The sequence below is a fragment of the Bacillus cereus group sp. TH152-1LC genome, assembly GCF_027710505.1.
GTDB classification, from domain to species: domain Bacteria; phylum Bacillota; class Bacilli; order Bacillales; family Bacillaceae_G; genus Bacillus_A; species Bacillus_A mobilis.
Genome location: NZ_JAQFNK010000001.1, coordinates 922,075 through 947,076, shown reverse-complemented (window position 1 = coordinate 947,076; position 25,002 = coordinate 922,075). Strand labels below are relative to the sequence as shown.

Sequence of the window (25,002 nt, the reverse complement as noted above, 5' to 3'; positions counted from 1 at the left end):
TAAAAAAGACCCTCCAAATTATTCGGAAAGTCTTGTGGGTTTTTATTTTGTTTAATGTACGATATTCTTGTTTTTACTAACGATTAATTTGCGATTTCAAAATCAATTAATTCTTTAATATCTGTAATTTCTAGTACCGTAGCGATTTTAGCTATTTGCTCTTTATTAAACGAAGTTTGAGAACAACGAACCAATGATGAGATACCTGATTCACGTATTCCTGTTAATTTAGCTAATTCTTTTTGTGTCATGCCTCGTTTTTTTAGGACCTCTCCTAATTTAATTACAACTTTCATTTTTTCTTCTCCTCTATAAACGAACTTTATTTATTTTTTCTTATTATAGCATAGACAAATCATCTCTTTTGCATCTATATAAAATCAACAATTTCTATGAAAAGAGATTAAATTTAAGAAACTTTATTACTCTTCATTTTTAATAACAAATTTTTATTACTAGCATTTTCTTGATATTTTTGATGAATCCCAATAACTAGTGTAATCCAGAATGCAGCAATTAGAAAACCTGCCAATACATCACTAGGGTAATGGACACCTACATAGATACGACTAATACCAATAGATATAATCATCATAGAAACTAGTACAGTTAATATAACTCTTTTCCATTGAACACGGACATGTCTCCATAACAGAAATAAAACAGTAGCATAAAGAGCAAATGCTATCGTTGAATGACCACTGGGGAAACTATAACCGGTTTCTTCGATTAGACGATGTAAAGATGGGCGTTCCCGTTGAATTAGAAACTTTAATGAAATAAATAGAACGTTCGTACCTAAAATAGCAGTAATAAACAACAAACATTCCGAACGTTGTTTTAATACTTTGTAAAGAACACACATTATAATTAGACATAGTATCGCAACAGTTTTTGTTGAACCAATAGTTGTGAAAAACTTCATAATAGTTGTCAAAAAAGGGGATTCCAATCCTTGAATAAATGCTATGACTTTGCTATCAAATGTTGCTGTTTTTTGATTAATTACTAAAACAGCCATAATTCCAAAGCAAATAAGCGAGATAAGACTCAGAATAAATATACTCTTGTGTTGGATTTTTAAATTTTTTGTCATCATAATTTCTCCTTATTTTCTCTTCTCTTATTTAAAGCGAAATTCCGCCTTAAAAATTCTAACATAATTTTATTTTTCAGATTAAATTATCACAATTTTTCTTGAATAAATTAAGTTTTTATATATTATCACCTTTAGTTAGATAAGAGGGGTGACAATCAATGGAGGAAAAAGACTTTTACGAAAGTTTGATGCAATACTTTGTTCAAAATAAAATAGACGCAATGGTTTACCATGACACATTTACTCATGAGCGATATGCAGCCTTCGGAAAAGAAACCATCGGGATTCCTCGTCTATTTATAGATAGAGATAAAAGTATAGGTAACATAGATACCTATGGAATCGAGTTTTATGAACCTCTAGAAAAGCAAATAATCAATGATTTTCAAAATTACGCAATGCATTTACATCATTTTTTGAAAATCTATCACAAACAAAAGGGGAATGGATATATTATATATCGCAGAAATAAATCGTTTAGAAACCACTTTTTAAAAGAAATAGAGAATGATGTAGTGTATTCAATTTTTGAGAAAGACCATTGTTTGATATCTTCTGGGATGAACATATTTCATTTTCTAAATAATTCTTCTTTGCATTGGTGCCTTTACAGCAATTCAATGATTATAGATACATTCAAAGAAGTGGAAAAGTTATTTTCATCTTTAAAAGAATTAAGTGGTGATGAATCATTTGAATTAGGAAACACACAGATTATTAATAGTAACCTGTTTACCAAAGGCATTCATTTTAAATTAAGAAATAAGCATTATGTACTTAGTTTCCTGGAAGGAAAAAAACTAATGATTGAATTAAGAATGATAAAGCATCATAAAAGTTCTCCGCTAGTATTTGATGCTACTACACCGTATACAATTAAAGAAAAAATAGAAGAAATAGAGCGAATGAATAGACTATTATTCTTATTCGAATAACTTTTGTTTATGTAAAAAATTTATGACGGCACATTTTGTGCCGTTTTTAATTTTATATAATTCATAGAGGTTTTTACCCTGAATATATAAAAATATGAAAGAGGTGACGACATGTTATTGTTTTATAAAAAATGGGCAAGAACTATTATTGAAATAGGGCTATTGTTGCTAACTATTTATTGTTTATCATTACTTTTAACCGGTGTATTTAATATAGCTGCACCTATTTTTATTGCATTATTAATTTATGGGATGGTTTCTCCGATATTGAACTTTTTAAGAAGAAAGGGAATGAAGTTATCATTAGCAACTCCTATTGTTATGCTGGTCTTCATTTTATCAATTTTTATAACTGTTATCACGGTAGGAGCCATACTTACCTCTCAAATCGAGCAATTGGCAATATTAATTCCAAAATGTGTAGATTATTTAAAACATTTCACTTTAGGAAGAATGGATTTCTTCCAAACAAAATTAAGTTCTATTCCTCCTGATGTTATGGAAAAAATACAAGAAGCTGGTCAACTTCTAGCTACAAAGATATCTAATTTAGCAACTAGTTTACTGAAGGGTCTTTTTGGTGGAATTGGCTCCGCATTTTCGAGCACAGCTAATTGTCTTATTGGTGTAATTTTGGCATATTTATTATGTTTAGAAATTGATGATTGGAAAATATTTATTCAAACCAAAACACCTAAGAGTCTTCGTGAAACATTAAAATTCCTTAAAACGAATGTTTTCGCAGGAATCGGAAAATATGCAAAAGCACAATTGAAATTAATCGGTTTTAGTTTCTCGATTATCTTTGTTGGATTATTAATTGCTAAGGTTCCAAATGCATTTTCAATTGCTGTGTTGTCAGCTATATTGGATATTTTACCTTTGCTTGGTATACCGGTTATATTTGTCCCTTGGGCTATTTATTGCTTTATTGTAGGAAAAACAGGTTTCGGTATTTTCTTGTTATGTTTACTTGGATTTACTATGCTTTTCAGACAAATAATGGAGCCGAAAATAGCAGGGGATTCATTAGGAGTATCTGCATTCGTAATGCTTTCCATCATGATTATTTCTTTATCTTTCTTTGGTGTAGCAGGAATTATAGCTTCTCCAATCATTACAATTTTACTAAAGTCGGTGTATGAACAGGGATATTTGGCAAGATGGATTCATATACCAAAAGATGAATTTGAACAAGAAAAGCCTCCGAAGTAAGTTCGGAGGCTTTTTATGTTTTTCGTGTGAAGACGAACTATATTATTTTTTTCCATTCCTATTTCTTTTCTCCGTGATATTTCTTTTTTTATGATTTTGTGTTCTTTTGATTCTATAACCTATGAAAGCAACATATAGTGGAATTGCAATATAAATAAAATAAGGCATTTCAGCATATTCACTTACAGATACCAAGTATATAACACAACCAAGAAGAACAGTTATTATTGTCCCATATTTAGGCAAAGGTATATTTTTAAAGCTTGGAATCTTCAACGTACTTACCATTAAAAAGCACAAAGCCATAAAAGAAGCGTTAATTACGATGCCAGGAATCCACATGTGTAATGTAGATAATAATGTTAAAATTCCACCAGCAGCGGTGATAGGAACACCTGTAAAGTATTCATTTGAACTCTTTGTGCTAATATTAAATCTAGCCAATCTATATGCTCCAAACAAAGGGAACAGTCCTGCAACCCAAAGACCTATCATTCCGTAAGACGAAAATGAAACGTAATATACAAGAATAGAAGGAGCAACGCCAAAGGTTACAATATCTGCTAAAGAGTCGAGCTCTTTTCCCATTTCCGTTTGTGCACGCAACATCCTTGCTACTCTACCATCCATGCTGTCCAACATCATTCCAATTAATATTAATAGTGCTGCATTGTTGAAATCGTGATTAGCAGCAAACACAATGGATAAGAATCCGCAAAATAGATTACTTAAAGTAAATATATTTGGAATACTATTTCTAATCATTTGTTAAAATCAACTCCTACCTCCTTATTGGGAAGAAAAAGAAATATCCCTTCGTTAGCCGGAAAATTCATATATGATTGAGTTGATTTTTTTTCTAATAAATTTCTAAATTCATAATTAAAGTTTACTAATGATTAACCGTTATTTTATATAAATGAAATAAATTCTACCAATAGAATTATCCATTAAAATTTTTTACTTTGAGGACGAGGGGAGTCCATAAATGTTTAACTTAGATTCGTTAATATATTTTCAAATAATCGGTGCCTTATTATCTATGTTTTCTTTTATTATTTTTACTTCTGCTTTGAAGGCAGCCCCTGAAATCATAAAAAACTTCAACGGTGAAAATGATTCCAAACAAGGGAACCTTATGAGTATCAACAATAACATTTACAAAGATTCTGTACAGAACAGTGTTTATGTAGAAGAAATAGAGAATAATGATGAAAAAGCTGCTTTCGAAGAAACTAATAAAACTAGTGTATTTACTAGAATCTTCAAAAGAGAAACTACTAAAAAGAACATTTCTTCTGCAACAGAGGAAGATTCATCTAAAGAAAACAATGTTATTGAAACATCTAATAATGACCAAACTTCAGAGTTAAACAATACGGAAATTGAAGACTACGATGATGATTTCTTATTAGAGGATACAGAAGAAAAAAATGAATATATTCCTACTATTGATGAAAATATTGATGAAGATGTATTTGAATATTTTCCACATGAACAAAGAGGCATCACTATCTTCTCAAAAGAAGATGTTTCTGATGTTGAAATTGGAGATTTAAAAGAATTGATATCGACAATCAAAGAGGAATTTAGTGTTGAAAAGAATGTTAACGTTAATGATTTAATTTCAGAAGGAAATATTATAACTGATGAAGAAGTAAAAAATTTAAGCTACGAAAATCTTAAAAAAACACTTGTTAATAATAAATAATTTCAGAAAAAACGTGAATCTATAAATAGAAGCTTGCAATTTATATTGCGAGCTTTTATTTTTGTTTTTATTTGTTTATAATCGTTTTTATAAAATTATTTGCAAATAAATTCTCTCTTTCTATATATTTTGTTTGATTTCATTATTAAATCGATTAGTTTCACAAAAAATTTCCAAAAAAACGTTTTTGGTGAAGAATAAATTTCAAGATAAAATACTGTTTTTTAAATGAGTTTAATAAGGCGTTTGTTTTTGATGTTATAATTGCACAAAAACAACAAAAGGAGAATTACAATGAAGGAAAAAAACCTACTTAAAACTTTAGAGTTACACATGTGCAAAGAGGAATCAAACAGTGTAAATTGTTATTCAAACATTATTACTGTTCGCAGAAATACATTAAAAGGTACATTTGCTATTGAATTTGCTGAATTTGTTAATGGAGTACAAGCAGTTATTGTTGATGTTGTTGACAAAGAAATTGGAAACGAATTTCAATTGGTTTCTGAGGAACTATTTAAAGAGACTTTAGGAATAATAGAAAGTTATGCTAATCAACCAATTGTTTTGATTGGGACAATACCTTTAAGTGAATCCTGGGAACAAGCTTTACAAGAACATTCTTTTGCGAAATGTAATGAAGAAGAGCAAGCATTAGTTTGTTTAGAAGATTACAATAATGCAGAATGGGTTTTTAGAAATGAAAATAGTGTTTTTGAACAACTTTTTCCTTCTCTTAAGAATATCGAATTAGATTTTAATCGTTTTATTAAGAACAGAAATCATAAAGAGGCTACGCCTGAAATTTTATTTAAACCATTTCAAAGAAAGATACAGGCTTGTAATTATTCCCTTATGTATTCTTTATCTTCTTTGGAACCATTAACATTAAAACTTACCGTAATAGGAACAGAATATGAGTTTGATACATTGTTCTTTAACAATCCAATTACTAGTTTATTTGAGGAATTTCATGCGTCATTGAGACTCAAGTGGTTGGTAGAGGATACAGTGTTTACAAGTTCGCATAATTTGGCTAGTGTTCATAGTAGAGGGGCAATTACAGAAGAGGCGATTACTTTGCAACATGCAGCGTTATCAGCTGATTGGAACTATGATGAAATGGATATGCTATTTAAGGCTTTAACTAGTGACCAATTCAATGATTATTATGATGATTTTCAATTAAAAGGTAATAAAAAGGAATCACTTCAATTAGCAGGGTTCAATATTAAGATTGAAAAAGAAAGGAATGGAATCAATACTATCATTCAGTCCGAAGACTATTGTTATGTCGTTAAAACAAGAAATGGATTTCCATTCAAAGCTGAAGAAGTGGATTTTGAAAAGCAAGCAATATAAAACGTTTGTTTTCCAAGTATTTTCATGGTTAATAACCATTTACCCTATTGAGCGAATTGAAATTAAAAAATAAACATCTTTTATTCGTTTTTTAATAAACTAAAACATTATAATTAACTAAACTTAAAAACCTTTTTCGGATTCGGAAAAGGTTTTTTCTTTTGCTAAAAAGTGAAGAAATTTTTTAAAAAACTATAGAAATATGTTTTATTGTTTGATATACTATGTATATACATTGTATATCACTTTTATATGCGACTACGTATTAAGTGGTGTTGTTAGGAGGCAGCGGAAAACGTTATGATTCGACACAGCATTTTAGTGGATACTGATTATAGGTATAAAAAAAGAGAAAACGAAAAGACGAAAAAAACTAGTAAACCTGTTTCTCGACAACCAATGGGATTCAACCCTTTCAGGGCAGTAATATTGAAGTTAATCAAAAGGTGAAATGAAACAGGAGAATAAAGTTAAAAATACATTTTTCTTACCAAAGTAATTGCACTATGGGCGATAGGGCAATTACTGGACAAAATAAAAGATTTTTAAAGGTTCTATATTTTAGGATACACGTTTTATGTTTTATGGGCACATTAGGAAGTGGCGGTTATTTTTGGGCAAAACAAATGGGCATAGTAGTAGATGTGAAATACGTAATTTTGATTACGCTTTAACAGCAATTACAGCTGTTTGTACACATCTCCCTTTCTTAGGAAAGGGAAATATTCTTTTTCTTTAGTACCAGGCAAAAAGCTTGGTATTTTTTTTATTTATTTTTAATGAATGATAGAAGTAAAAATAACCTATTTACATTTGTGATTTAGGATATATCTTTCTTTTTTACGAAAAACTAAACTTTTTTCATACCATTTTATTTTTTTGAACTATAATGTTTCAAATAAAAATTTAATAGTGAAAGGAGAGTTCAACTATGAACTATAATAAATACATTCAATACCTCGAATCTACATTCGAAAAATCTTTTGCTTTCTCTCAAACAGTGGCTTTGAAAAGGGATAGTAAGTTGTTAGAGGGTTTTATATATAAGGCTGAAGAAGAGATATCTTTTAATGACTTCTATAGCAACGGAAATGAGAATATTTTAAAGTATGCGGGTATTTTAGCAGGTTTGGCAGAAAAAAATGCACCGTTGTTTAAAAAGCTACCAACAGAGTTGGATTGTAAACTTCAGGATATAGAGCAAATAGCAAAGAAACTAATTGCAGACGATGAAGAGCACAAAAGATTATATGAGGTATTCAAACTTGGCGCAGAATTTTGTTTGTACATATACATAGATGAAATGTATAGATATAACAGACTAGATAACCGTGCTAAATTCCAAAATATATTAACAAAAGCTAAGAAAATCGCGGAACTTGATAAAATTACTGCAAAGCATGAATTTGAATTTAAAAAATTAATAGAGCAAGGAGAGGCTTTGATTGAATCCACTAAATCTCTTGATAAAAAATTGGAATCAAAGAACTTCTTGAAACGGAACGCTTTTTATGCAGCAAAGAATTTTTACTGGTCGCATGAAAAAGGTTCATTTGATGACATGAGTAATCTTGAAATTAAATCTTATTATTTCCGTAAGGTAAAAGAAGAGATAAAAATGAAACATCAATTATTACAATCTGAATTTCTTAAAGCATCCAGTTCATCTAATGATAAGATAAAAATCTTTTCCTAATCATTAGAAAAAAACAACCCAAATCAGGGTTGATTTTTTTTGAATCGAATTGTGCATATGCCCAACTAATAGTTAATTTAGAATGATAATGCGTGGTTTCTTTTTGTTCAAATTATAGAAACTATCTTCGTTTATTACTAATGAGGAGGATTTTTGATGAAAACAATAAGAAATGCGACCACCAATGATATACACAAAATAGTAGAGTTATATAACAAGATGAACTCAAACCAAATAAAACTAAATGAAACATTTTTTCATCAAGTTTTCAAAAAGAACAGCTATGTTTATAGGGTTTTAGAAACGGAAGAAGGAGTAACAGGTATTTATTCGTTATATCCTCTTTCTAAGGGTATTTATGAAGGCGTGTTAAAAGGAACTGTAAAAAAGAATGAAATACCAAACTTTTTACTTAACTATAAGAACAAGGATATTTTCTTATATTGCGGTTCTCTTATAGTGAATACACATACCCAAAATAAAAATGAATACATGAAAGATTTATTTTTGGATATGCGAAATAAGTTATTAACTTTATCAAAGGAAAAGATAAATGTATGCGAAATAGGTACCACCATAGAGAGCAAGGAAGAAGAGGAATTTCTTGGTCAAATTGGATTTGAAAAAATAAGCGTAGCATCAAGAAATATCGACGAATCTTTAGTTTTTAGAGCGACTGTACTAGATGTCATCTTTTCAAAAAAGCTGTAACAATTATCTGTCATAAACTTGTTGGGAAAGCTTCTTTCAACCAATAATTAGAACAATATATGAAGCAGTTGCTAAAAAAACCGTCTATTTATAAGTGAATAGGCGGGTTTTTAAATGTTGAATATTTTCAAGGGAGTTATGAAAGGGCAACTAACCTATAAAAAAAGACGGCGCTATTTATTTGGTTTAGGGGAGGGAGCGTAGAAAAATGCAAGAATTATCAATTGTAAAAATTACAATGGGAGAATGGAAAGATTCTCTTGGAGAAATACAAAGCATTAGAGAAAATCATATTAAATCATGTTATGTTGTATTTAACAATGGAGAAGGTGATTGGTTTTCTTCAAATGAAATTAATTTGGCAACACAAGAAGAAGAAGTTATATTTCTTAGAAATGAAGTGTCTGAACTTCATAAACTAGCCGATGAACTTGATGCAGCTTATAATTGTTTGGAATTTGATTTTAAATTGTTGTTAAAAACAATTGAGAATCCAAACGAACAAACAATTAGGATTGCAGAAAAAAGAGGATTCGGATTAAATCCTAGAACGAAAACTAAAAGAATTTTTCCACCAATAGAAGTTGTTTAAACAGCTGTGATTTCTTTCTTGGAAAGTGATAAGTGTAAGAAATTTATTATTCATAGAAAACCTCGCAAGCGTGTCGCTACGCTTACGAGGTTTGTATAAAGAACAAATTTGAAATCAACTAACATTACTCCCAAATGCTTACGCCTTTTGATTTTTCATTTTCATCAAAAATAAATTCGGTTGAAAAACCGCCATATCCACCAACATTTTTATGAGTTTTAGCTTCTAGTAAAATTATTTTGTTGTTTTCTCTTTCTTCTACTTCATATCCAATGTCTAAATCACCGAAAACAGCTTTTAACTTTTCAAAATCAGTCATGAAATTCACCTCTTATAATACATTCTCTTTTACACTTTTTAATCCTTGAACAACAATTTTTACGAAAATAACGTATTTTTCAGCAAATAGTATTAAAAATTATTGAATTATGTTTTTGGTTTTTATCATTAATTTTCTCGTATTTCTTTCACCTATGTTAAAAAACTGTTTTACAATATACTAAAAATAATCATAAGGGAGTTTTAAATATGCAGACTTTAACAGAAAACAAGAAAGCAAACGAGGTAGTAGAAATGAGTTTTGTTGATGGTTTAAATAAGCAATGGCAAGAATTCATTGAAGAAAACAAGTTGCAAATACTCATAGATTCTGGAGACGAAAATTTCGAATTTATTCTCAAGAAATTTATTTTTGAAAAGGCGACTTTTAAGAGACAAATCGAGGGTTATTATAGCGAATCATATGTAGTAGATGAATTTGATTTAACTATTTCATTGAATGGAATCTCAGAAACAATGGGAGCATCTCCAGATTGTAATAAGAATACAGAAATAAACTGGTTTTTAAGTCCTTTTCTTGATTATATTGATACTCCTACCGGGGAAATTGAAATTCGAAATAATAAAAAATTCACAGAAATATTTGGTATCACAGAATCACAAGAATTATCGATTCAAAAAGTTTTTAATGACTTCGAGCTACTGGATAAGTGTGAAGTTGAAAACGCGAAAAGACAAAAAACATATTTACAAAAGGAATCTGAATCGATGCAAAAGCTTGTTAAAGAGTCTTATCAAGTAGAATCCAGTTTTAAGGGTAATGGAATTCTTATTAAAATTACAGATACAATTACAGGCGAATTGATAGATGAATTTACTAAGGTCATGGACAGAATTGAAATTTAAATTAAAAACATAAAACTCTGCGAATATTGCAGGGTTTTTTCTTTTGAATAATCGTCTTGAAATGCATAAAAAACTTCTTAAATTTATTTGAAGTGATTTTACCTCTAAAAATGAATTGTACAAAAGAAAACAACATTAGAGTAAATAAAGAAACCTTCTTATATTCAAAAGAAGTTTTTATTTTTAAAAGGGGAGTTTGAAATGAAAATTATTCTAAGCGCTCTTTATAAGGGTGGAATCGGTAAAACGTATCAAAATACATTATTGGCGAGAACATTAAGTGAACGTGGATTTAAAGTGTTATTTTTAGATTTTGATAGCCAAATGAATGGTACAACCTTTTTAACCAATAAGCAGATATCGGACCAGATTTTTAAGGAACAAAATATATTCAAGGCTATGCGTGATGAAAATTTAAAAGAAAACATTGTTGAACTAAATGAAAAACTACATTATGTTCCTGGAAGCAAAGGAGTCAACCAATTTGAAACTTTAATGAATAAGAAGAACATGAAGGACCGTCACTTATTCATAAAGGGTTTGTTGTTTGATATTTATAAATCGCAAGCTTATGACTTTGTAATAATGGATATGTCTCCATCTACGTCTCCATTAAATACTTCTGTTATGTCAGCTGCAAGCCATCATATTATTATGACGCAATCTGAGTTTTTCTCTATGCAAATGGTTCCGCAGTACATACATGACATTCAAAAATTACAAAAAGACTATGGAGTTAAAACTAAAATATTAGGGATTTCTGTAGGAATGCTAGATTCACGTTCTACACTAGAGAAAAAAGTAATTTCAACTATTAGAAATACATATTCTGATTTGGTATTTGAAACGGTTATTAAAAGAAAAGCTGCTTTAAAACGTTATGCAGCCGAAGGATATCCTGAAAAGAGAAATAAGCCAGAAAGAGATGCATTGCAGGATTACAATAATTTAACTGATGAAATTTTACAAAGAATGGGTTATACAAATAAAAATGCTGAAGTGAAAGAGAGGGCATAAAATGGTAAAAAAACAGGAAGATTTATGGTCAATGAATACCTTTGTTGATGATGATTCATTTGATTTGAATATAGATTCAGAAGAAGAACGCGGTTTTGTCCTAGAAACTAAAGTTGTCGATGACTCTGATGATTTTTTTCAAGAATTCAATAGACCAAGCCAAGTTGAAAAAAAGAAAACAAAACAAGAGAGACTTCATGAATACAAAAAAATTAATACAAAACTACCATCCATGTTGCATCGTATGTTGAAAACTTATTGTAGTCAACAAGACCTTAAAAAAAATGATGTATTTAAAGAAGCATTAACAATATTCATGAAAAAATATAAAGAAGATGAAATAGTTACAAAGGACCAAGTAAACGGGGCATTGATTGATGTAAATGCGGAAAGCATCCAAAAGAAAGCATATAATTTCGAAGTAGACAAAGAATTTTTCACAGAAATTAAAACATATGCCAGTATGAGAGATTTAAAGATGATTGTATTCTATGAACAAGCTATTATTGAGTATCTTCATGAAAAGAGATTCAGTTTTTAAAAAGAGAAATTTTTTCTCTTTTTTTTCTTAGATTTCTTTTTTTGAATTTAAGAAAAAACATATGAAATTTTTAAGGGTTTATATTTTTTAGTTTAAAATATAGAAAAAGATTGCACGATATTGAAAAAGTCCAATGTTATCAAGGGTTTTCGACGAGTTTCGACAAAAAACGATTTCCTTAAAAGAACAGAATTACATATGTTATAGAACTTGGATTTTCTTTGCGAAGGAGGGAATGAGTGTGAATGCAATTTCACAATTAAAGAAGAATTTTATTTTTCGTATAAAAGAATTGGAAAATATATACTTACAGGCTCATGAACAACTATTTGTACATGTATCTTCAAAAAAAGTCATCGTTAAATATTTTAGTGAGAAAGATAATAAAGAACAAAAATCGGAATGTAGATTTGCAATAGAAGCTAAAAATGTAGAGAAACTGAAAAAAACAATGTTTTTACAATTTTCTTTTCCAGAAAATAATGTACTTGAAAATCCTTGTAATCTTCAGATATACAAAGAAGTGTTTAATCATATAATTACTTTTTGGTTGGAGTACGCTAAGTTGAAAAACGAATATCTTTTTATCGATGTATACAACGCAGATAATAACCTGACAAGTAAATTGGAACAATTTTTGATTGAACTAGATTTTTTTAACTGTACTGAATATAGTAAGATATTAGATTGTGAGCATATTAATTTATCTAATGTGTATGGTTATTTGGGAGAAGAACAAATAACATATCTTTCTAACATGCTGACATTTCATTCTGAATTAACTGAAGTTAGAATCAGTGAACCGACCTTTTTCATGGACTCGTATGATTACAATCAGCAAAAAGGTTTATTTAGGATAGAAAGACAGAATTATTATTTTGAAAATACTCTATTTAAAATTATCCCAAGAGAATCTTTTCTTTTTGTTGAAGGCAAACAGATTCCCCAAAAACGATTTGATTTTAAAAAAGGCGTTATGTTAGAAATACTTGATTATATTAAAGAGCAAATGAAAATGCCTAATCTTTTAAAACCACCTAGAACACATTTTTCTAATCTGGTTAAAAATCATTTAAAAATCAATCCTTATAAAATAAATTTGGAATATAATTATTGTGAAATTGAAAATAGAATCGAAGAGGGTCAATTAGAAAATGAATCTGCTTATATGGTTGATATATTTAAACGGGCAGAAAAGAAAGCGAAAAAAAACCTCAAAGGTGAAGAGTTTAAAGTAATCCAAACAAATTTATTTTGTAAAATGTACAAAATTCAAACTCAGAAGTATGCTTGGTATATTATCGTAAACTTAGAATCTCATAAGTTTTGGATGATTCCCACAAAGAATAGAGATAAAACGCCACAACAAGTAATAGATATCATAGTTTTTTACTTGGAAGGTAAGTGTTTACTAGGAGCCTAATACAGTATTAGGCTTCTTTTTTACGTGATTTCAAAAAAAATGCTGTCTTTTAACAAAAATGAACTGAAAAATACTATAATCATAATTAGATAAAGAACAGTAGCTTATATTGGCTTAATCAGAGAGGGAAATAGAAATGGAAACTGTAATGATTAAAGCAGAATTTGACCACAGTAAATTAAAAGAATTAGGTTATACCTATGCAATGATTGAAGGTGGTTATGTAAGCAAAGATTTAGCGACGATAGTAATTATCAATCGCAGTCCATATGAAAGAGAAGTAATGCAATACATACCAAATGCTGAAACTAATCATATGGAAAACGTGAAAAAACTAAAACAAATTGGTGCAATTGAATAATTTTATAGAAACAAGTACAGAATTAGTATTATTCTTCTCGATTTGCTATAATCAATTTGTGTTAACATTACTTAGGGGGAACATTTTTTATGTCAATTGAAGTAGGAAATAAGGTACAAGGTAAAGTAACAGGTATTACTAAGTTTGGAGCATTCGTAGAATTGCCAGAAGGTTCAACAGGTCTTGTTCATATCAGTGAAGTAGCTGATAGCTATGTAGAGGATATCAATAATCACCTTAAAGTAGGCGACCAAATCGAAGTAAAAGTTCTTAGTAAGACAGACGGAAAAATCGCCTTATCCATTAAAAAAACAATAGATAAACCAGAAAGAAAAAATACTTCTTTTTCTCAACGCCCACCACGTCAAGGAAGATTTGATAATCGTTCTAAAGACAATCGCCAAAAGAGAACTGTCAAAACAGAAGAAAGTTTTGAAGATAAAATGGCGAAATTCTTAAAGAGTAGTGAAGAAAACCTAACTAGCCTTAAACGTAATACAGATACCAAACGAGGCGGTAGGGGAGGAAGAAGAGGCTAATTTTTCTTCTGTTTTTAAACCCTGTTGTTATATAAAAGATATAAAAAGACTAGAGCTTTTTAAATAAAACATAAAAACGAGCTTCTCAATAAGAGAGGCTCGTTTTTGTTATGGATGTTTTTTGGATTTCACCTGTTTAATTATTCATCCAATAATAGTTTTAAACGAAAATCGCTTTCTTCTATTATTTTTTTAGCAGCTGCTTGAATGTTTGGATAATCAGAAACTGCATCAAAACTTATAAAATAAGAATCATCTGCTGGATGGATATTGAAATGGTTTAATTCTTCTCCGTTTTTTAGGCAAATTTCAATGTTAAAGTCATATGATTCATTGTAAGTTTTTATTAAAAATCGTACTTTTTGTCCGTTAATATCCTGTATACTAATAGGATTCAATTCAATGTGACTTTCTAACAAGAATGCATATACCTTATCGTAAAAAGAATAGATGTAATCCATTCTTTCTTTGTATTTCTTTATAAGGTGTTCATATAATTCATTGAATTCTTCTTCGTCTTCAAAGTGATGTCTAATGGGTCCAAAGGTATCTGATTTTTTTATTGTAATTTTCTTATCTTTTGGATTATATATCGTTTGGAAATAAGCGTATTGTTTGTAACCACTTTCTTCTACATAGCTTAATTGAAAGTAATCCGTATACTCTGTTCCTTTATTTAAATTGCAATTTGTATAATTTAGTAAATTCATGTGTACACCTCTGCTTTTATCATTTCCAGTGAATCCGCTCCACAATCTGCATCGATAGGTGGGGGAATGTCGAATCTTCATTATCTTTTTATAATAACAGTCAAGTTTATATCCGTGAATTTTTTTCTGTTGGAAAAATTAATGAAAACAAAGTGAATATTAATCTTGTTTTTTAGTCAGATGTTAATATCTAAGAAGATGAAGAAAAGTAAACAATGAAAAAAAGTTGCTGTATCAACAGCAACTCTACATATTTTTCTTTGTCTGTTTTCTATTATGAGCTTTAGAAATTAATTTAAGCAACACTTCAACGGTTTTGGAAGAAGTATCACTGTCGTCTTCAGCAAAGAGTTCTTGATTCTTATAAACTAAAAGACCATCTTTGTCGGTGTATTTAGGATAATCTAAATATAGATAGTATTTTCCTGAATATAGACCTTTTTTTACACGAACTACTTTCTTATATTTAGGATGGTATACTTTAGAACTAAATACTTCTCCTGGTTTTGTTTCACTTTTAAAAGTTGCTTTTCCTGTTACCAATTCAGGAACCACTAGTAGTTCTATTCCCTCAATTTTTTTATTTGCTGTTTGAATGTCTACAGTAAAATGTCGTTCTTTAACTGGTTCGTATTTATAGGCGCTTTTACCAACTACTTTTTCTCCCTGGTAATGAATATAATATGTGGCATTTTTAGTTGCGTACACCATTGGAGTTTTAATGTGCTGTGCGTGAATCAAAAAATGACGAACTGTTTTTTTATCTTCTTCATCCATGTATTGATAAATAAAACCATATTCTCCACTATCGTTTAATGCCTCCTGATGAAATTGATGATTTAATCTTTTTTTATGATTTAGTTTGCGTTCTATTACCTCGTCAGCCATTTTTTCTTTTACATCATATAGTCGTTTTAAGTAAGTTTTATATAAAACTACATTTTCGTCATTATCCGTAATTAGTTCTTTTAGACGGTGTATTACTTCATCATAAGCCATTTCAAACTCCGAACCATCTGTTTCAACGGTTTTCCACATCCACGCTAATTCTCTGTCTCCTTCTAATCTATCTGTTTTTTTTATGTCGAAAATAGAACTCATCTCTACGATAGTAGAAGTATCATGAAGACTTCTTAAAATTTTATCGATATATTTTTTTTCGGTGAATGGGTCAAATAAATTAATATTAAATTGTTGTCGTAACCAACCTAAAGTGATTTTTGTATCTTTACAGGGTAGATAATTATGTACAATGTCATACATAAATTTTAATTCTGCTTCTGTTGGAGGTTGATTTCTTAAGTTGAATCTTGCATCCATAGCAATACTAGATTCAGTATTATGATTAAAATAGTATCTTGCCTCTGTAGCATACCAATCTTTAGCTTTTTCCTCTGCTAAATCAAATAGTTGATTCATTCTTTCAACCGAAGAGAAATAAATTTGTCCTTGTTCTCTTGGATGAATCCAGTTACCCCAAGTGTTCATGCGAATTCTCCTTTTTCTAAAATTATACCATGACTTCTTGTAAGGGAATGAAATTATTAAAATTAAATATTTAGATGTTATATACTCGTTTTAAAATTTTTTAAAATTTATAAAAAAAGCTAAAGGATTTAAAAAAGTTATCGATAGTATAATTAACAATAACTTTTAAGAGAAAAGTATTAAAAATAATTTTTAAAAATTGCTAAATAAAAAAAGGATTATATAAAAGTATTTACAAAATATAATTCATAAGAAAAATAAAAAATGAAAAAAATAGTTGCATTTTTTATAAACGTAGAATATATTGAAAACAAGAATTAGAAATTATTGCTAATGAAACCAATTCTTACTTTAAATTTTAAATGGAGGTGTATTACAAAATGAAAGACTTAGTAATTAGTCATAAATGGTCAATTGAACTAGGGTTATCAGAGCAGCTTTATACAATTGCTCCTGCATTTTGTCATACACAACATCCAAGTGGTCTTTTTGCTTACTCTCCAGAAGTATCGAAGGAGGGGAACGTGAACTAGGTTAATATAAAACGAATGTAATAACTTATGAATAGTAACATTTCATTCAACTTTATATGATTTATTATTCAAGTAATTGCTTGAATAAAACCTAATCACATATAGGGAAGTTTAATTGAACTTATCCGCGCAAGAGACTACGAGAAAAAATTCTTGTAGTTTTTTATATTTTAAAAAAGGAATTTCAAAAAGCGTTGTGAATATATAATACAACAAGGTATTTTAAAGAAAATTTAAAATATTATAAAAAGTTACTTGCATTATGTTTCTAAGTAATGTATAGTAAGCGTAAATTTATGAATTACAACTTTTAAGCCATAATCATATATTAAATTTAAATTTTTCTAAGGGAGGTGTATTGGCAAATGAAAAAGTTAATGAGTATTGAAACAATTTGGTCACAACAATATGATTTATCAGGAGAACAACAGCTGTTCGCACCTGCACTTTGCCATGCACCGCACGGGAAAATTGAAGATAGAAGTAGTCTTTTTGCTACCTCTAAACCACAGGAATATCAATGTGGAAGGGGGACATTGAGTACATGATACAAGGGTAAGAAGTATCTTATTTTGGCACATTCAAATAAGGATTCCTACTACCATCATATTCAAAACTCAATGACAATTTGAACTTGAAAATACAGGTTCATTGTAAGCAAAAAGGCTACGAGAAGAAATTTCTTGTAGCCTTTTCTAATTTTAATCAAAAAAATAAAAATAAAAAAGGATATTCGAAAAACTTCTGAAAACTATAGCAAGTAATGATAATGAAAATTTAAAATATTTAAAAAAATACTTGCATGATTTTAAAAAGTAATATATAGTGAAAATACATTTTATGAATTGAAACTTTCATTTACAATCGTTATTAAATTTAAATTTTTCTAAGGGAGGTGTATTGGCAAATGAAAAAACTAATGAGTATTGAAACAATTTGGTCACGACAATATGATTTATCAGGAGAACACCAGCTGTTCGTACCTGCACTTTGCCATACACCGTATGGGAAAATTGAAGATAGAAGTAGTCTTTTTGCTACCCCAAATCCAGAAAAATATCAACATGGAAGGGGGACATTGAGTACATGATACAAGGGTAAGAAGTATCTTATTTTGGCACATCCAAAGAAGGCTTCCTACTGCTATCATATTTAAAACTCAATGACAATTTGAACTTGAAAATACAGGTTCATTGTAAGCAAAAAGGCTACGAGAAGAAATTTCTTGTAGCCTTTTTCTGTTGCTTTGGAAGTGGTTTAACACCTGATAGATTAGGGTTCAGCCTAACGATATTCGGTTCAATTTTATTCTTCTGTTTCGGAAAAACAAGATTTTATTAATTTCACGTATCGAAATTGAAATAATGCGGTCATGGCGGAACGGCAGACGCTACGGGTTGAGAGCCCGTTGTCCATTGGGACGTGAGAGTTCGAATCTCTCTGACCGCACCAATATGGTGGGTGTAGCTCAGTTGGTTAGAGCGCCAGATTGTGGCTCTGGAGGTCGCCGGTTCGAATCCTGTCATTCACCCCAAAATATATGCATCCGTACCGAAGTGGCTGAACGGGTGGGACTGCAAATCCCTTGTAGATAAATCTACCATCGCAGGTTCGAATCCTGTCGGGTGCTCCAAAAAATAAATAAACATAGTTTTAAAAGATTTAAATAGATTTCTTTGTTCTTTGACAATAAGATTTTCTTTACATATTGGGGATTAAATTAACAAAACACGTAGTTTGAATTGGATTTATTAGAAACTATTAGTAAATTCAATTGAGGCTATGGCGTAATGGCAACGCGGCGGATTGTGACTCCGTTTAAGTGGGTTCGATTCCCACTAGTCTCCCCAATTATGGATGGATAAGGTCCTATGGTAAGGACTATTTGATAAAAGCAAGATAGGGGTTCAATTCCCTGCTATATCGAAATGATAAGAGTTTTCTAGATAGACTCTATCAAAGTAATTATGGATGAATGTTGCGTATCAGGTTCAAATCCTGAATCCGTCCCCAAAATGGAAGGTTACTCAAGTGGTTAAGAGGCGTGATTGGAAATCACGTAGAGGGGGCGAAAGCTCCTCCGTGGGTTCGAACCCCACACCTTCCGCCATAATAAATGGACAGATAGCTGAGATGGATTAGCGAAGGACTGAAAATCCTTAGAGAGTGGCTCGTTACCACTTCTGTCCACCATATTGCCCAATAGCCAAGTTGGTAAGGCACAGGACTTTGACTCCTGTATCCCTGGTTCGAGTCCAGGTTGGGCAGCCATACGGTCTTATAGCTCAGTTGGTAGAGCACACCCCTGATAAGGGTGAGGTCATAGGTTCGAAACCTATTAAGACCACTAGAAATAAAGTAAATAGTAGGTGCAGATGGAGGGTTCGATTCCTTTCCTACGAGTTGGTTACAAGTATCGCTATTTACTCTCTTTAGAACAGGTGCCATAAAAAAATCCTTAAGGTACTCCTAATTAGGAAGTTGGCAACTTTGCACGAGGACCAAGTGGGGCAGACTTTGTGCAAACAAATTAGGGCATTAAAGTAAAAGCGAATGATTAGTCTGCTAAAGGTCGCTTTGAATGATGGCTGTGAGGTGTTAACTGTTCTACTCACATAATAATTATGCTGGTGTGGCGGAATGGCAGACGCTGGAGACTTAAAATCTCCTGAGACGTATGTGCTCGTGAAGGTTCAAATCCTTTCACCAGTATCAAAAAATGGAGAGTTGCTAGAGTCTGGTATTAGTGCGACCTCGAAAGTCGATGACTACGTGAGTAACGTAGCGGGGGTTCAAATCCCTCACTCTCCGCCAAATTTAATAATGTAAGATGTATGGTCTTGTGGAGCAGCATGGAGTGCTCGTCTGCCTGTCACGCAGAAGGTCGCGGGTTCAAATCCCGTCAGGACCGCCAAATAAAACGGCAATTAGTTCAGAAGAGTAGAATGCTTCCCTTACAAGGAAGAGGTCACTGGTTCAAGTCCAGTATTGCCGACCATTAATGGAGGAGTACCCAAGTGGATAAAAGGGGGCGGTCTTGAAAACCGCTAGGTCGGAAACGGTGCGAGGGTTCGAATCCCTCTTCCTCCGCCAGGGTCTTGTAGCTCAGTTGGTTAGAGCAACGTCTTGATAAGGCGTAGGTCATTGGTTCAAGTCCAATCAAGACCACCAAATATGGAAGGTTGACTGAGTTGGTAAAGTGCCGCACTGCTAATGCGAGGTCATCCTTAATTGGATGCAAGGGTTCGATTCCCTTACCTTCCGTTTCTCTTTAATTATCAATATATAATTTTAGAAACAAAGAGAGAAGATTGCGAACAAATATATGAGTATTTTATTTGCAAATTGATACTAACGAATAATAATAATTATTGCCCAATAGCCAAGTTGGTAAGGCACAGGACTTTGACTCCTGTATCCCTGGTTCGAGTCCAGGTTGGGCAGCCATAATGGGAGTGCAGCGAAGCGGGAGATTCGCGGTGAACTGTAAATTCACTGTCTTGTACTTAGTGTGTTCGAATCACACCACTCCCACCATTAACGGAATGTAGCTCAGTTTGGATTAGAGCGCTGCATTTGGGATGCAGGGGTCGCAGGTTCAAGTCCTGTCATTCCGACCATAGGGGTATAGTTTAAAGGTAGAACAATGGTCTCCAAAACCATCGGTCTGGGTTCAATTCCTGGTGCCCCTGCCAAAATATAATAAGCTTGGGGATATAGCTCAATTGGATAGAGCACCTCACTACGGATGAGGATGTTGTGGGTTCGAGTCCTACTATCCCCGCCATGCGATGTTAGTTTAATGGTAAAATCTCTGCCTTCCAAGCAGAAGTAACGGGTTCGACTCCCGTACATCGCTCCAAAAATCATGCCGGGATGACGGAATGGCAGACGTGCTAGATTTAGAATCTAGTGTCCTAGTGGCGTGCGGGTTCAAGTCCCGCTCTCGGCATTATTAGTAAATAAAGGGGATGTTTATAATGAAATATGGGATTTGTAGTAGAGGGGTTTCATGATGAATTAAAACTGCTTAGTGTATATCCGACAGCTTATGTTGTTGTTACGAAAGGAACTAGATTTGACAAACGAGTCGTGATGGACGTAAATAAGGCAATGTTGAATTGCGATAAAGTATTCTTACTTACTGACCCGGATGATGCTGGAGATTGGTTAGCTGAAAGACTCTCAAATGAATTTCCGAATTTAGAAAGAATGATGTTAAATCCAAACGAGTGTCTTTCTTATCGAAAAAATAAAGTTAAAGTTGGAGTAGAGCATTGTTCCAATAAATATCTATTATCTGTATTGTCTCAATATCTTATAGCAGGCTAACAAGTTCTCAAACTTGTAACCTATGCGCTCGTAGCTCAGTGGTAGAGCAATCGACTTTTAATCGATGGGTCGAAGGTTCAAATCCTTCCGGGCGCACCAATATGTCGGGGTGGTGGAACGGCAGACACAGGGGACTTAAAATCCCCCGTCTTTGTGACGTGCGGGTTCGAATCCCGCCCTCGGCACCAATATCAAATATGGCGTGTTGGTCAAGTGGTCAAGACGCAGCCCTTTCAAGGCTGAATCAGGGGTTCAATTCCCCTACACGCTACCATCTAAAATTTTAGATTATTCATTTCGGCGGTGTAGCTCAGTTGGTTAGAGCGTTGCCCTCATAAGGCAAAAGTCGGAGGTTCAAATCCTCTCACCGCCACCAAATATATCAATATTTATCGTTTGAAATTTTGTTCCATGAAAGGGGAAACGGTGAGGTGTCATGTTATTTAAGAAGATAGAAGACCAATATCAAATTCAGAATCTTAGGTTTAACTGTATTTCTGAAAAAAATATGGATTTTGATGAAATTTTTTATACAATCAAAGACTTTATGAAGTCAAATCCAGATGGGGAATACCGTTTAGCTATAGGTACGGATTCTCAGGCACATAAAAAACATATTTCTTTTGTAACGGGGATTGTTATTATACGAAAAGGGAAAGGTGCATGGGGTTGCATTCGAACAGAGAATGTACCTAGAAAAATGAAAAGTTTGCGCGAAAAGATTTCCTATGAAACAACTTTAACAGAAATGATTGCATATATGTTTACGCCTGAGTTGATAGATGAGTTACTGTCTGTCTTATCATCTCAAAGTCGTTCCACCTTCACAATGGAAGGTCATATAGATGTAGGAGATAAAGAAAGAAATGCTACTAGAGTTCTTGTAAGGGAAATGGAATCTAGAATTAGGTCTATGGGATTAGTACCAAAAATCAAACCATATTCTTTTGTAGCTTCTACTTATGCAAATAAGCATACTAAATAAATTAAATTTATGTGTTAGTGGCGGAAGAGGTAAACGCTTATGAAGTGTAAGGGTAGATACGTACTTGGAGCGTTAATAAAAAAACGTGTAAAAATATAACCAAGATACGTCACAACATGCTATACAGGTAAGGTGCAAATCCTTACCTAACACTCTTTAACGGAATGTAGCTCAGCTTGGTAGAGCTCTTGGTTTGGGACCAAGGGGTCGCAGGTTCAAATCCTGTCATTCCGACCATATTATAGCTGGCGGGAGGTTGGAATCTCACGAGGTCTCATAAACCTTATAAATCTGGTTCAATTCCAGAGCGCAGCAACCAAATTGGGATTGTAGCTTAGTTGGGAGAGCGTTTGCTTTGCAAGCAAGAGGTCGTGGGTTCAAATCCCACCAGTTCCACCAAATTTGCCGGTGTAGCTCAATGGCTAGAGCAGTCGCCTTGTAAGCGAAAGGTTGTAGGTTCAAATCCTATCATCGGCACCAAATTTTTTACTTCTATTAAAGAAAAGAATAAAAGAAGGTATATACCTTTGCAAATTTCTTGTTTTCCGTAACATTTGGGAGCGAATTATATAGGCTCTTTTTTAAAGAATGAAACTCATTAATATTAAATAAAGTGAGACGGAAAATATGTATATAAGAAACATATAACGAGTACATGGTGCGTATATACATTTTATATAAATGTTATATAAAAAATATGTAACTAAAAATAATCGTGTTATTTTACCTTTTGATAAGAGCCAATAAATCAAAAAAATATTCTATTCCGCAAAATAAATCTTTATTTTAAACAATTCACCTTTCTAATTGTGTATGATAAAAACATTCATTAGTTGTATAGAAAGGGTGGTTTTTGTGGTAGTAAAAGATATGAATAGATTAAATGTAGCATGGCAAAACCATTTAGAAAAATATAAACTATTGGTTTTATTTCTTGAAGAATCAATATTTATTAACGAATCATCCATCGCAGACATTCTAATGAATTGTAAAATAACTTATATTAAATTTATAGAAGATAAAAGTTTTGGAATTAACCGCTATAAAATTCTTGGAAACTTTCAGGATAAGGAAATTTGTATCTACACATATGTAACGGTTATTAAAAGAGAATTACAGTGGAGAGTTGAAGTTTCAAAGAATGAAAAACTTCTTTCTAGAATTGTTTATTCCACTGAAGACAAAGGGTTTCAATTATTTTCATCTTTTCCTTGGGAAAAATATATATAAGTTTCTTCTGGTAATAATAAAACTTCAATTTTTATACATAATAGCAGGACTGACCCGTTAGCAACATATGAATAGTCGACAGGAGTTCAAATCTCCTATCCTTTTTATATGAAGATTGTGGTCATGTCTGGTTGAAAGAGATATTAATCTCTGAATAGGTTCAAACCCTATTGCTATGACTTTGTGTTTGTATTAAATCCAATTTAAATAATTAAAACGAACAGATAGGTAGGTATCATATTATGGATTTTTATTTAAATGATTCAAATGTAATTGCTAGATTAGTAAAAGAGTGGCGTACACATGGGAAATTGATTATTGCATTCGATTTTGATAATACAGTTTATGACTTTCACAAAGAAGGACATACTTATCATCATGTCATTGAACTATTAAGAGAATGCAAACAATACGGAGCTCATTTAGTTGTATTTACCGCAAAAGCAGATGAAGATTTTCCAGAAATGATTCAATATCTAAAGAGCAATGATATTCCATTTGATGATATCAACGAATCTCCTGATTTTGTTCCTTTTAAAGGAAAAAAGATTTATTACAACATTTTACTTGATGATAGAGCAGGATTATCATCCGCATATCATTCTTTGAAAAAAGCATTGGAAATCATGAAAACAGGTGGAATAGAAACATCAAATTCTTTCCCTATTCCTGTTCGTCATGTTTGTTCACATGGACATGAATATTTCCCTGAAATGGAAAAGGGCAGCGATGGTACATTGAGATACACATCTTGGTCCAATAATTTGTGCACAGTGGGACAATGCGATTCAACGGGTTGGATTGATGATAAAAATCAGAAACTATGATTTTTTCAATAATTATATTAAATAGAGAAAAGAGGGACTTTAAATGTCTAAATTAAAAGAACAACTTATGAATGACTTAAAACAAGCTATGAAAGAAAAAGATACTGTAAAGAAAAATGTCATTATCTTGATTCGTGCGGGTATAAGCAATTCAGAAAAAGAAAATAAAAGAGAACTTACAAAAGAAGAAGAAATTGCTATCGTTCGCAAAGAACTAAAACAAACAAAAGAAGCTTTGCAAATAGCCGAAAAAGCTAATCGTCAGGATATTGTAGAATCAGAAAAACTCAAAATAGCAGTAATTGAAGTATATTTACCAAAGCAACTTTCTGAAGAAGAAGTGCACGATATCCTAATCAAGTTAAATGTTGAAAAGACAGCGAAAATGAAAGATGTTATGCAACTTATGCAAACTGAAGTAGCTGGTCGTGCTGATGGCAGCCTAGTTTCAAGAATCGTAAAAGAATACCTATCCTAAGTGTTTGTAATGATTAAGCGCGAGCATTTAAA

General features: G+C 31.7%; 27 protein-coding genes and 29 tRNA genes. 50 read left to right on the top strand and 6 right to left on the bottom strand.

Annotation, left to right across the window (positions count from 1 at the left end; translation table 11 throughout):
- Positions 1-83 precede the first annotated feature (83 nt).
- Entirely contained in the window at positions 84-296 is a 213-nt protein-coding gene (locus PDL00_RS05195; protein ID WP_270727132.1) for a helix-turn-helix domain-containing protein, read from the bottom strand.
- Between the two features lie 113 nt (positions 297-409).
- The gene (locus PDL00_RS05190) at positions 410-1,096 is read right to left on the bottom strand and encodes a phosphatase PAP2 family protein (protein ID WP_270727129.1); all 687 of its coding nucleotides are present in this window, start codon (positions 1,094-1,096) and stop codon (positions 410-412) included.
- 161 nt (positions 1,097-1,257) lie between these two features.
- Here PDL00_RS05190 and PDL00_RS05185 point away from each other — a divergent pair, with 161 nt between their 5' ends.
- Together PDL00_RS05185 and PDL00_RS05180 are read left to right on the top strand one after the other, a co-directional pair.
- On the top strand, positions 1,258-2,034 hold the full coding sequence (locus tag PDL00_RS05185; RefSeq protein ID WP_270727127.1) for a hypothetical protein: 777 nt from the start codon (positions 1,258-1,260) through the stop codon (positions 2,032-2,034).
- Positions 2,035-2,145: 111 nt separating this feature from the next.
- Positions 2,146-3,249, top strand: a complete 1,104-nt coding sequence (locus PDL00_RS05180) for an AI-2E family transporter (protein WP_270727124.1) — start codon at positions 2,146-2,148, stop codon at positions 3,247-3,249.
- Positions 3,250-3,291: 42 nt separating this feature from the next.
- Here PDL00_RS05180 and pssA read toward each other — a convergent pair whose 3' ends face one another.
- A complete protein-coding gene (pssA, locus tag PDL00_RS05175) occupies positions 3,292-4,014 on the bottom strand; it encodes a CDP-diacylglycerol--serine O-phosphatidyltransferase (protein ID WP_270727121.1) in 723 nt (240 codons plus the stop codon).
- 223 nt (positions 4,015-4,237) lie between these two features.
- Here pssA and PDL00_RS05170 point away from each other — a divergent pair, with 223 nt between their 5' ends.
- From PDL00_RS05170 to PDL00_RS05150, 5 genes are all read left to right on the top strand, one after another.
- Positions 4,238-4,960 (top strand): hypothetical protein, encoded by a 723-nt coding sequence (locus tag PDL00_RS05170; protein WP_270727119.1) that lies wholly within the window; start codon positions 4,238-4,240, stop codon positions 4,958-4,960.
- A 294-nt stretch (positions 4,961-5,254) separates the two neighbouring features.
- The gene (locus PDL00_RS05165; RefSeq protein ID WP_270727117.1) at positions 5,255-6,322 is read left to right on the top strand and encodes a hypothetical protein; all 1,068 of its coding nucleotides are present in this window, start codon (positions 5,255-5,257) and stop codon (positions 6,320-6,322) included.
- A gap of 931 nt (positions 6,323-7,253) precedes the next feature.
- The gene (locus PDL00_RS05160) at positions 7,254-8,018 is read left to right on the top strand and encodes a hypothetical protein (RefSeq protein WP_270727113.1); all 765 of its coding nucleotides are present in this window, start codon (positions 7,254-7,256) and stop codon (positions 8,016-8,018) included.
- A gap of 156 nt (positions 8,019-8,174) precedes the next feature.
- Positions 8,175-8,729 (top strand): hypothetical protein, encoded by a 555-nt coding sequence (locus tag PDL00_RS05155; RefSeq protein ID WP_270727111.1) that lies wholly within the window; start codon positions 8,175-8,177, stop codon positions 8,727-8,729.
- A 208-nt stretch (positions 8,730-8,937) separates the two neighbouring features.
- Entirely contained in the window at positions 8,938-9,321 is a 384-nt protein-coding gene (locus PDL00_RS05150) for a hypothetical protein (protein ID WP_270727108.1), read from the top strand.
- 124 nt (positions 9,322-9,445) lie between these two features.
- On the opposite strand, the gene PDL00_RS05145 is transcribed toward PDL00_RS05150, so the two are convergent.
- Positions 9,446-9,640, bottom strand: coding sequence for a hypothetical protein (locus tag PDL00_RS05145; RefSeq protein ID WP_270727106.1), 195 nt, complete (start codon positions 9,638-9,640; stop codon positions 9,446-9,448).
- Positions 9,641-9,849: 209 nt separating this feature from the next.
- Between PDL00_RS05145 and PDL00_RS05140 the strand changes: the two genes are divergently transcribed.
- The 6 genes from PDL00_RS05140 (at position 9,850) to PDL00_RS05115 (ending at position 14,387) form a co-directional block, all read left to right on the top strand.
- Positions 9,850-10,506: a hypothetical protein gene (locus PDL00_RS05140; RefSeq protein WP_270727103.1), complete on the top strand. Its 657-nt coding sequence runs from the start codon at positions 9,850-9,852 to the stop codon at positions 10,504-10,506.
- A 201-nt stretch (positions 10,507-10,707) separates the two neighbouring features.
- The gene (locus PDL00_RS05135) at positions 10,708-11,523 is read left to right on the top strand and encodes a ParA family protein (protein ID WP_270727101.1); all 816 of its coding nucleotides are present in this window, start codon (positions 10,708-10,710) and stop codon (positions 11,521-11,523) included.
- 1 nt (position 11,524) lies between these two features.
- A complete protein-coding gene (locus tag PDL00_RS05130) occupies positions 11,525-12,064 on the top strand; it encodes a hypothetical protein (protein WP_270727099.1) in 540 nt (179 codons plus the stop codon).
- A 241-nt stretch (positions 12,065-12,305) separates the two neighbouring features.
- Positions 12,306-13,487, top strand: coding sequence for a hypothetical protein (locus tag PDL00_RS05125; protein WP_270727096.1), 1,182 nt, complete (start codon positions 12,306-12,308; stop codon positions 13,485-13,487).
- A gap of 136 nt (positions 13,488-13,623) precedes the next feature.
- Positions 13,624-13,848, top strand: coding sequence for a hypothetical protein (locus tag PDL00_RS05120; RefSeq protein WP_270727094.1), 225 nt, complete (start codon positions 13,624-13,626; stop codon positions 13,846-13,848).
- 89 nt (positions 13,849-13,937) lie between these two features.
- Positions 13,938-14,387 carry a S1 domain-containing RNA-binding protein gene (locus PDL00_RS05115; RefSeq protein WP_270727091.1) on the top strand — a complete coding sequence of 150 codons (450 nt, stop codon included), beginning with the start codon at positions 13,938-13,940 and terminating at the stop codon, positions 14,385-14,387.
- A gap of 140 nt (positions 14,388-14,527) precedes the next feature.
- Here PDL00_RS05115 and PDL00_RS05110 read toward each other — a convergent pair whose 3' ends face one another.
- Together PDL00_RS05110 and PDL00_RS05105 are read right to left on the bottom strand one after the other, a co-directional pair.
- The gene (locus PDL00_RS05110) at positions 14,528-15,097 is read right to left on the bottom strand and encodes a hypothetical protein (protein WP_270727089.1); all 570 of its coding nucleotides are present in this window, start codon (positions 15,095-15,097) and stop codon (positions 14,528-14,530) included.
- Positions 15,098-15,343: 246 nt separating this feature from the next.
- Complete coding sequence (locus PDL00_RS05105) at positions 15,344-16,585, bottom strand: hypothetical protein (protein ID WP_270727087.1); 1,242 nt, start codon at positions 16,583-16,585, stop codon at positions 15,344-15,346.
- A 380-nt stretch (positions 16,586-16,965) separates the two neighbouring features.
- Here PDL00_RS05105 and PDL00_RS05100 point away from each other — a divergent pair, with 380 nt between their 5' ends.
- From PDL00_RS05100 to PDL00_RS04920, 37 genes are all read left to right on the top strand, one after another.
- A complete protein-coding gene (locus PDL00_RS05100; protein WP_270727084.1) occupies positions 16,966-17,118 on the top strand; it encodes a hypothetical protein in 153 nt (50 codons plus the stop codon).
- Between the two features lie 365 nt (positions 17,119-17,483).
- Positions 17,484-17,666, top strand: coding sequence for a hypothetical protein (locus tag PDL00_RS05095; protein WP_270727081.1), 183 nt, complete (start codon positions 17,484-17,486; stop codon positions 17,664-17,666).
- Between the two features lie 359 nt (positions 17,667-18,025).
- Positions 18,026-18,208: a hypothetical protein gene (locus PDL00_RS05090; RefSeq protein ID WP_270727079.1), complete on the top strand. Its 183-nt coding sequence runs from the start codon at positions 18,026-18,028 to the stop codon at positions 18,206-18,208.
- 276 nt (positions 18,209-18,484) lie between these two features.
- Positions 18,485-18,570: transfer RNA gene (locus tag PDL00_RS05085), tRNA-Leu, on the top strand.
- A gap of 5 nt (positions 18,571-18,575) precedes the next feature.
- A tRNA-His gene (locus PDL00_RS05080) sits at positions 18,576-18,652 on the top strand.
- A gap of 8 nt (positions 18,653-18,660) precedes the next feature.
- Positions 18,661-18,751 (top strand) — tRNA-Cys (locus PDL00_RS05075).
- Between the two features lie 143 nt (positions 18,752-18,894).
- Positions 18,895-18,968: transfer RNA gene (locus PDL00_RS05070), tRNA-His, on the top strand.
- A gap of 167 nt (positions 18,969-19,135) precedes the next feature.
- Positions 19,136-19,228, top strand: a tRNA-Ser gene (locus tag PDL00_RS05065).
- A gap of 8 nt (positions 19,229-19,236) precedes the next feature.
- Positions 19,237-19,311 (top strand) — tRNA-Phe (locus PDL00_RS05060).
- Between the two features lie 3 nt (positions 19,312-19,314).
- Positions 19,315-19,389: transfer RNA gene (locus PDL00_RS05055), tRNA-Gln, on the top strand.
- 3 nt (positions 19,390-19,392) lie between these two features.
- Positions 19,393-19,465, top strand: a tRNA-Ile gene (locus tag PDL00_RS05050).
- A 279-nt stretch (positions 19,466-19,744) separates the two neighbouring features.
- Positions 19,745-19,830, top strand: a tRNA-Leu gene (locus tag PDL00_RS05045).
- Between the two features lie 9 nt (positions 19,831-19,839).
- Positions 19,840-19,932 (top strand) — tRNA-Ser (locus tag PDL00_RS05040).
- A gap of 22 nt (positions 19,933-19,954) precedes the next feature.
- Positions 19,955-20,032: transfer RNA gene (locus PDL00_RS05035), tRNA-Asp, on the top strand.
- Between the two features lie 7 nt (positions 20,033-20,039).
- Positions 20,040-20,116 (top strand) — tRNA-Val (locus PDL00_RS05030).
- Positions 20,117-20,121: 5 nt separating this feature from the next.
- Positions 20,122-20,211, top strand: a tRNA-Ser gene (locus PDL00_RS05025).
- A 1-nt stretch (position 20,212) separates the two neighbouring features.
- Positions 20,213-20,289: transfer RNA gene (locus PDL00_RS05020), tRNA-Ile, on the top strand.
- Positions 20,290-20,294: 5 nt separating this feature from the next.
- Positions 20,295-20,382: transfer RNA gene (locus tag PDL00_RS05015), tRNA-Ser, on the top strand.
- 108 nt (positions 20,383-20,490) lie between these two features.
- Positions 20,491-20,565, top strand: a tRNA-Gln gene (locus PDL00_RS05010).
- Positions 20,566-20,569: 4 nt separating this feature from the next.
- A tRNA-Tyr gene (locus PDL00_RS05005) sits at positions 20,570-20,655 on the top strand.
- A 4-nt stretch (positions 20,656-20,659) separates the two neighbouring features.
- A tRNA-Pro gene (locus PDL00_RS05000) sits at positions 20,660-20,738 on the top strand.
- Between the two features lies 1 nt (position 20,739).
- Positions 20,740-20,813: transfer RNA gene (locus PDL00_RS04995), tRNA-Trp, on the top strand.
- Between the two features lie 15 nt (positions 20,814-20,828).
- Positions 20,829-20,905: transfer RNA gene (locus tag PDL00_RS04990), tRNA-Arg, on the top strand.
- 1 nt (position 20,906) lies between these two features.
- A tRNA-Gly gene (locus PDL00_RS04985) sits at positions 20,907-20,980 on the top strand.
- An 8-nt stretch (positions 20,981-20,988) separates the two neighbouring features.
- Positions 20,989-21,070: transfer RNA gene (locus PDL00_RS04980), tRNA-Leu, on the top strand.
- A gap of 35 nt (positions 21,071-21,105) precedes the next feature.
- Entirely contained in the window at positions 21,106-21,450 is a 345-nt protein-coding gene (locus tag PDL00_RS04975) for a toprim domain-containing protein (protein ID WP_270727076.1), read from the top strand.
- Between the two features lie 24 nt (positions 21,451-21,474).
- A tRNA-Lys gene (locus PDL00_RS04970) sits at positions 21,475-21,549 on the top strand.
- A 4-nt stretch (positions 21,550-21,553) separates the two neighbouring features.
- Positions 21,554-21,638, top strand: a tRNA-Leu gene (locus PDL00_RS04965).
- A gap of 11 nt (positions 21,639-21,649) precedes the next feature.
- Positions 21,650-21,724 (top strand) — tRNA-Glu (locus PDL00_RS04960).
- Between the two features lie 25 nt (positions 21,725-21,749).
- Positions 21,750-21,826: transfer RNA gene (locus PDL00_RS04955), tRNA-Met, on the top strand.
- Positions 21,827-21,886: 60 nt separating this feature from the next.
- Positions 21,887-22,435: a ribonuclease H-like YkuK family protein gene (locus PDL00_RS04950; RefSeq protein WP_180229199.1), complete on the top strand. Its 549-nt coding sequence runs from the start codon at positions 21,887-21,889 to the stop codon at positions 22,433-22,435.
- Positions 22,436-22,595: 160 nt separating this feature from the next.
- Positions 22,596-22,672, top strand: a tRNA-Pro gene (locus PDL00_RS04945).
- An 86-nt stretch (positions 22,673-22,758) separates the two neighbouring features.
- Positions 22,759-22,834: transfer RNA gene (locus PDL00_RS04940), tRNA-Ala, on the top strand.
- A gap of 5 nt (positions 22,835-22,839) precedes the next feature.
- A tRNA-Thr gene (locus PDL00_RS04935) sits at positions 22,840-22,915 on the top strand.
- A gap of 375 nt (positions 22,916-23,290) precedes the next feature.
- Positions 23,291-23,665 (top strand): hypothetical protein, encoded by a 375-nt coding sequence (locus PDL00_RS04930; RefSeq protein ID WP_270727073.1) that lies wholly within the window; start codon positions 23,291-23,293, stop codon positions 23,663-23,665.
- 242 nt (positions 23,666-23,907) lie between these two features.
- Positions 23,908-24,492 carry a hypothetical protein gene (locus PDL00_RS04925; protein ID WP_270727071.1) on the top strand — a complete coding sequence of 195 codons (585 nt, stop codon included), beginning with the start codon at positions 23,908-23,910 and terminating at the stop codon, positions 24,490-24,492.
- Between the two features lie 43 nt (positions 24,493-24,535).
- Positions 24,536-24,970: a GatB/YqeY domain-containing protein gene (locus PDL00_RS04920; protein WP_270727069.1), complete on the top strand. Its 435-nt coding sequence runs from the start codon at positions 24,536-24,538 to the stop codon at positions 24,968-24,970.
- The last annotated feature ends 32 nt before the right edge of the window (positions 24,971-25,002 follow it).

Coding starts and splice junctions, on each gene's coding strand:
- PDL00_RS05135 (WP_270727101.1), top strand. CDS start 10,708: ATGAAAATTATTCTAAGCGCTCTTTATAAGGGTGGAATCGGTAAAACG.
- PDL00_RS05185 (WP_270727127.1), top strand. CDS start 1,258: ATGGAGGAAAAAGACTTTTACGAAAGTTTGATGCAATACTTTGTTCAA.
- PDL00_RS05090 (WP_270727079.1), top strand. CDS start 18,026: ATGAAAAAACTAATGAGTATTGAAACAATTTGGTCACGACAATATGAT.
- PDL00_RS04920 (WP_270727069.1), top strand. CDS start 24,536: ATGTCTAAATTAAAAGAACAACTTATGAATGACTTAAAACAAGCTATG.
- PDL00_RS05140 (WP_270727103.1), top strand. CDS start 9,850: ATGCAGACTTTAACAGAAAACAAGAAAGCAAACGAGGTAGTAGAAATG.
- PDL00_RS05100 (WP_270727084.1), top strand. CDS start 16,966: ATGAAAGACTTAGTAATTAGTCATAAATGGTCAATTGAACTAGGGTTA.
- PDL00_RS05115 (WP_270727091.1), top strand. CDS start 13,938: ATGTCAATTGAAGTAGGAAATAAGGTACAAGGTAAAGTAACAGGTATT.
- PDL00_RS04925 (WP_270727071.1), top strand. CDS start 23,908: ATGGATTTTTATTTAAATGATTCAAATGTAATTGCTAGATTAGTAAAA.
- PDL00_RS05105 (WP_270727087.1), bottom strand. CDS start 16,585: ATGAACACTTGGGGTAACTGGATTCATCCAAGAGAACAAGGACAAATT.
- PDL00_RS05155 (WP_270727111.1), top strand. CDS start 8,175: ATGAAAACAATAAGAAATGCGACCACCAATGATATACACAAAATAGTA.
- PDL00_RS05190 (WP_270727129.1), bottom strand. CDS start 1,096: ATGACAAAAAATTTAAAAATCCAACACAAGAGTATATTTATTCTGAGT.
- PDL00_RS05160 (WP_270727113.1), top strand. CDS start 7,254: ATGAACTATAATAAATACATTCAATACCTCGAATCTACATTCGAAAAA.
- PDL00_RS04975 (WP_270727076.1), top strand. CDS start 21,106: ATGGGATTTGTAGTAGAGGGGTTTCATGATGAATTAAAACTGCTTAGT.
- PDL00_RS04950 (WP_180229199.1), top strand. CDS start 21,887: ATGTTATTTAAGAAGATAGAAGACCAATATCAAATTCAGAATCTTAGG.
- PDL00_RS05150 (WP_270727108.1), top strand. CDS start 8,938: ATGCAAGAATTATCAATTGTAAAAATTACAATGGGAGAATGGAAAGAT.
- PDL00_RS05145 (WP_270727106.1), bottom strand. CDS start 9,640: ATGACTGATTTTGAAAAGTTAAAAGCTGTTTTCGGTGATTTAGACATT.
- PDL00_RS05195 (WP_270727132.1), bottom strand. CDS start 296: ATGAAAGTTGTAATTAAATTAGGAGAGGTCCTAAAAAAACGAGGCATG.
- pssA (WP_270727121.1), bottom strand. CDS start 4,014: ATGATTAGAAATAGTATTCCAAATATATTTACTTTAAGTAATCTATTT.
- PDL00_RS05170 (WP_270727119.1), top strand. CDS start 4,238: ATGTTTAACTTAGATTCGTTAATATATTTTCAAATAATCGGTGCCTTA.
- PDL00_RS05180 (WP_270727124.1), top strand. CDS start 2,146: ATGTTATTGTTTTATAAAAAATGGGCAAGAACTATTATTGAAATAGGG.
- PDL00_RS05120 (WP_270727094.1), top strand. CDS start 13,624: ATGGAAACTGTAATGATTAAAGCAGAATTTGACCACAGTAAATTAAAA.
- PDL00_RS05110 (WP_270727089.1), bottom strand. CDS start 15,097: ATGAATTTACTAAATTATACAAATTGCAATTTAAATAAAGGAACAGAG.
- PDL00_RS05130 (WP_270727099.1), top strand. CDS start 11,525: ATGGTAAAAAAACAGGAAGATTTATGGTCAATGAATACCTTTGTTGAT.
- PDL00_RS05095 (WP_270727081.1), top strand. CDS start 17,484: ATGAAAAAGTTAATGAGTATTGAAACAATTTGGTCACAACAATATGAT.
- PDL00_RS05165 (WP_270727117.1), top strand. CDS start 5,255: ATGAAGGAAAAAAACCTACTTAAAACTTTAGAGTTACACATGTGCAAA.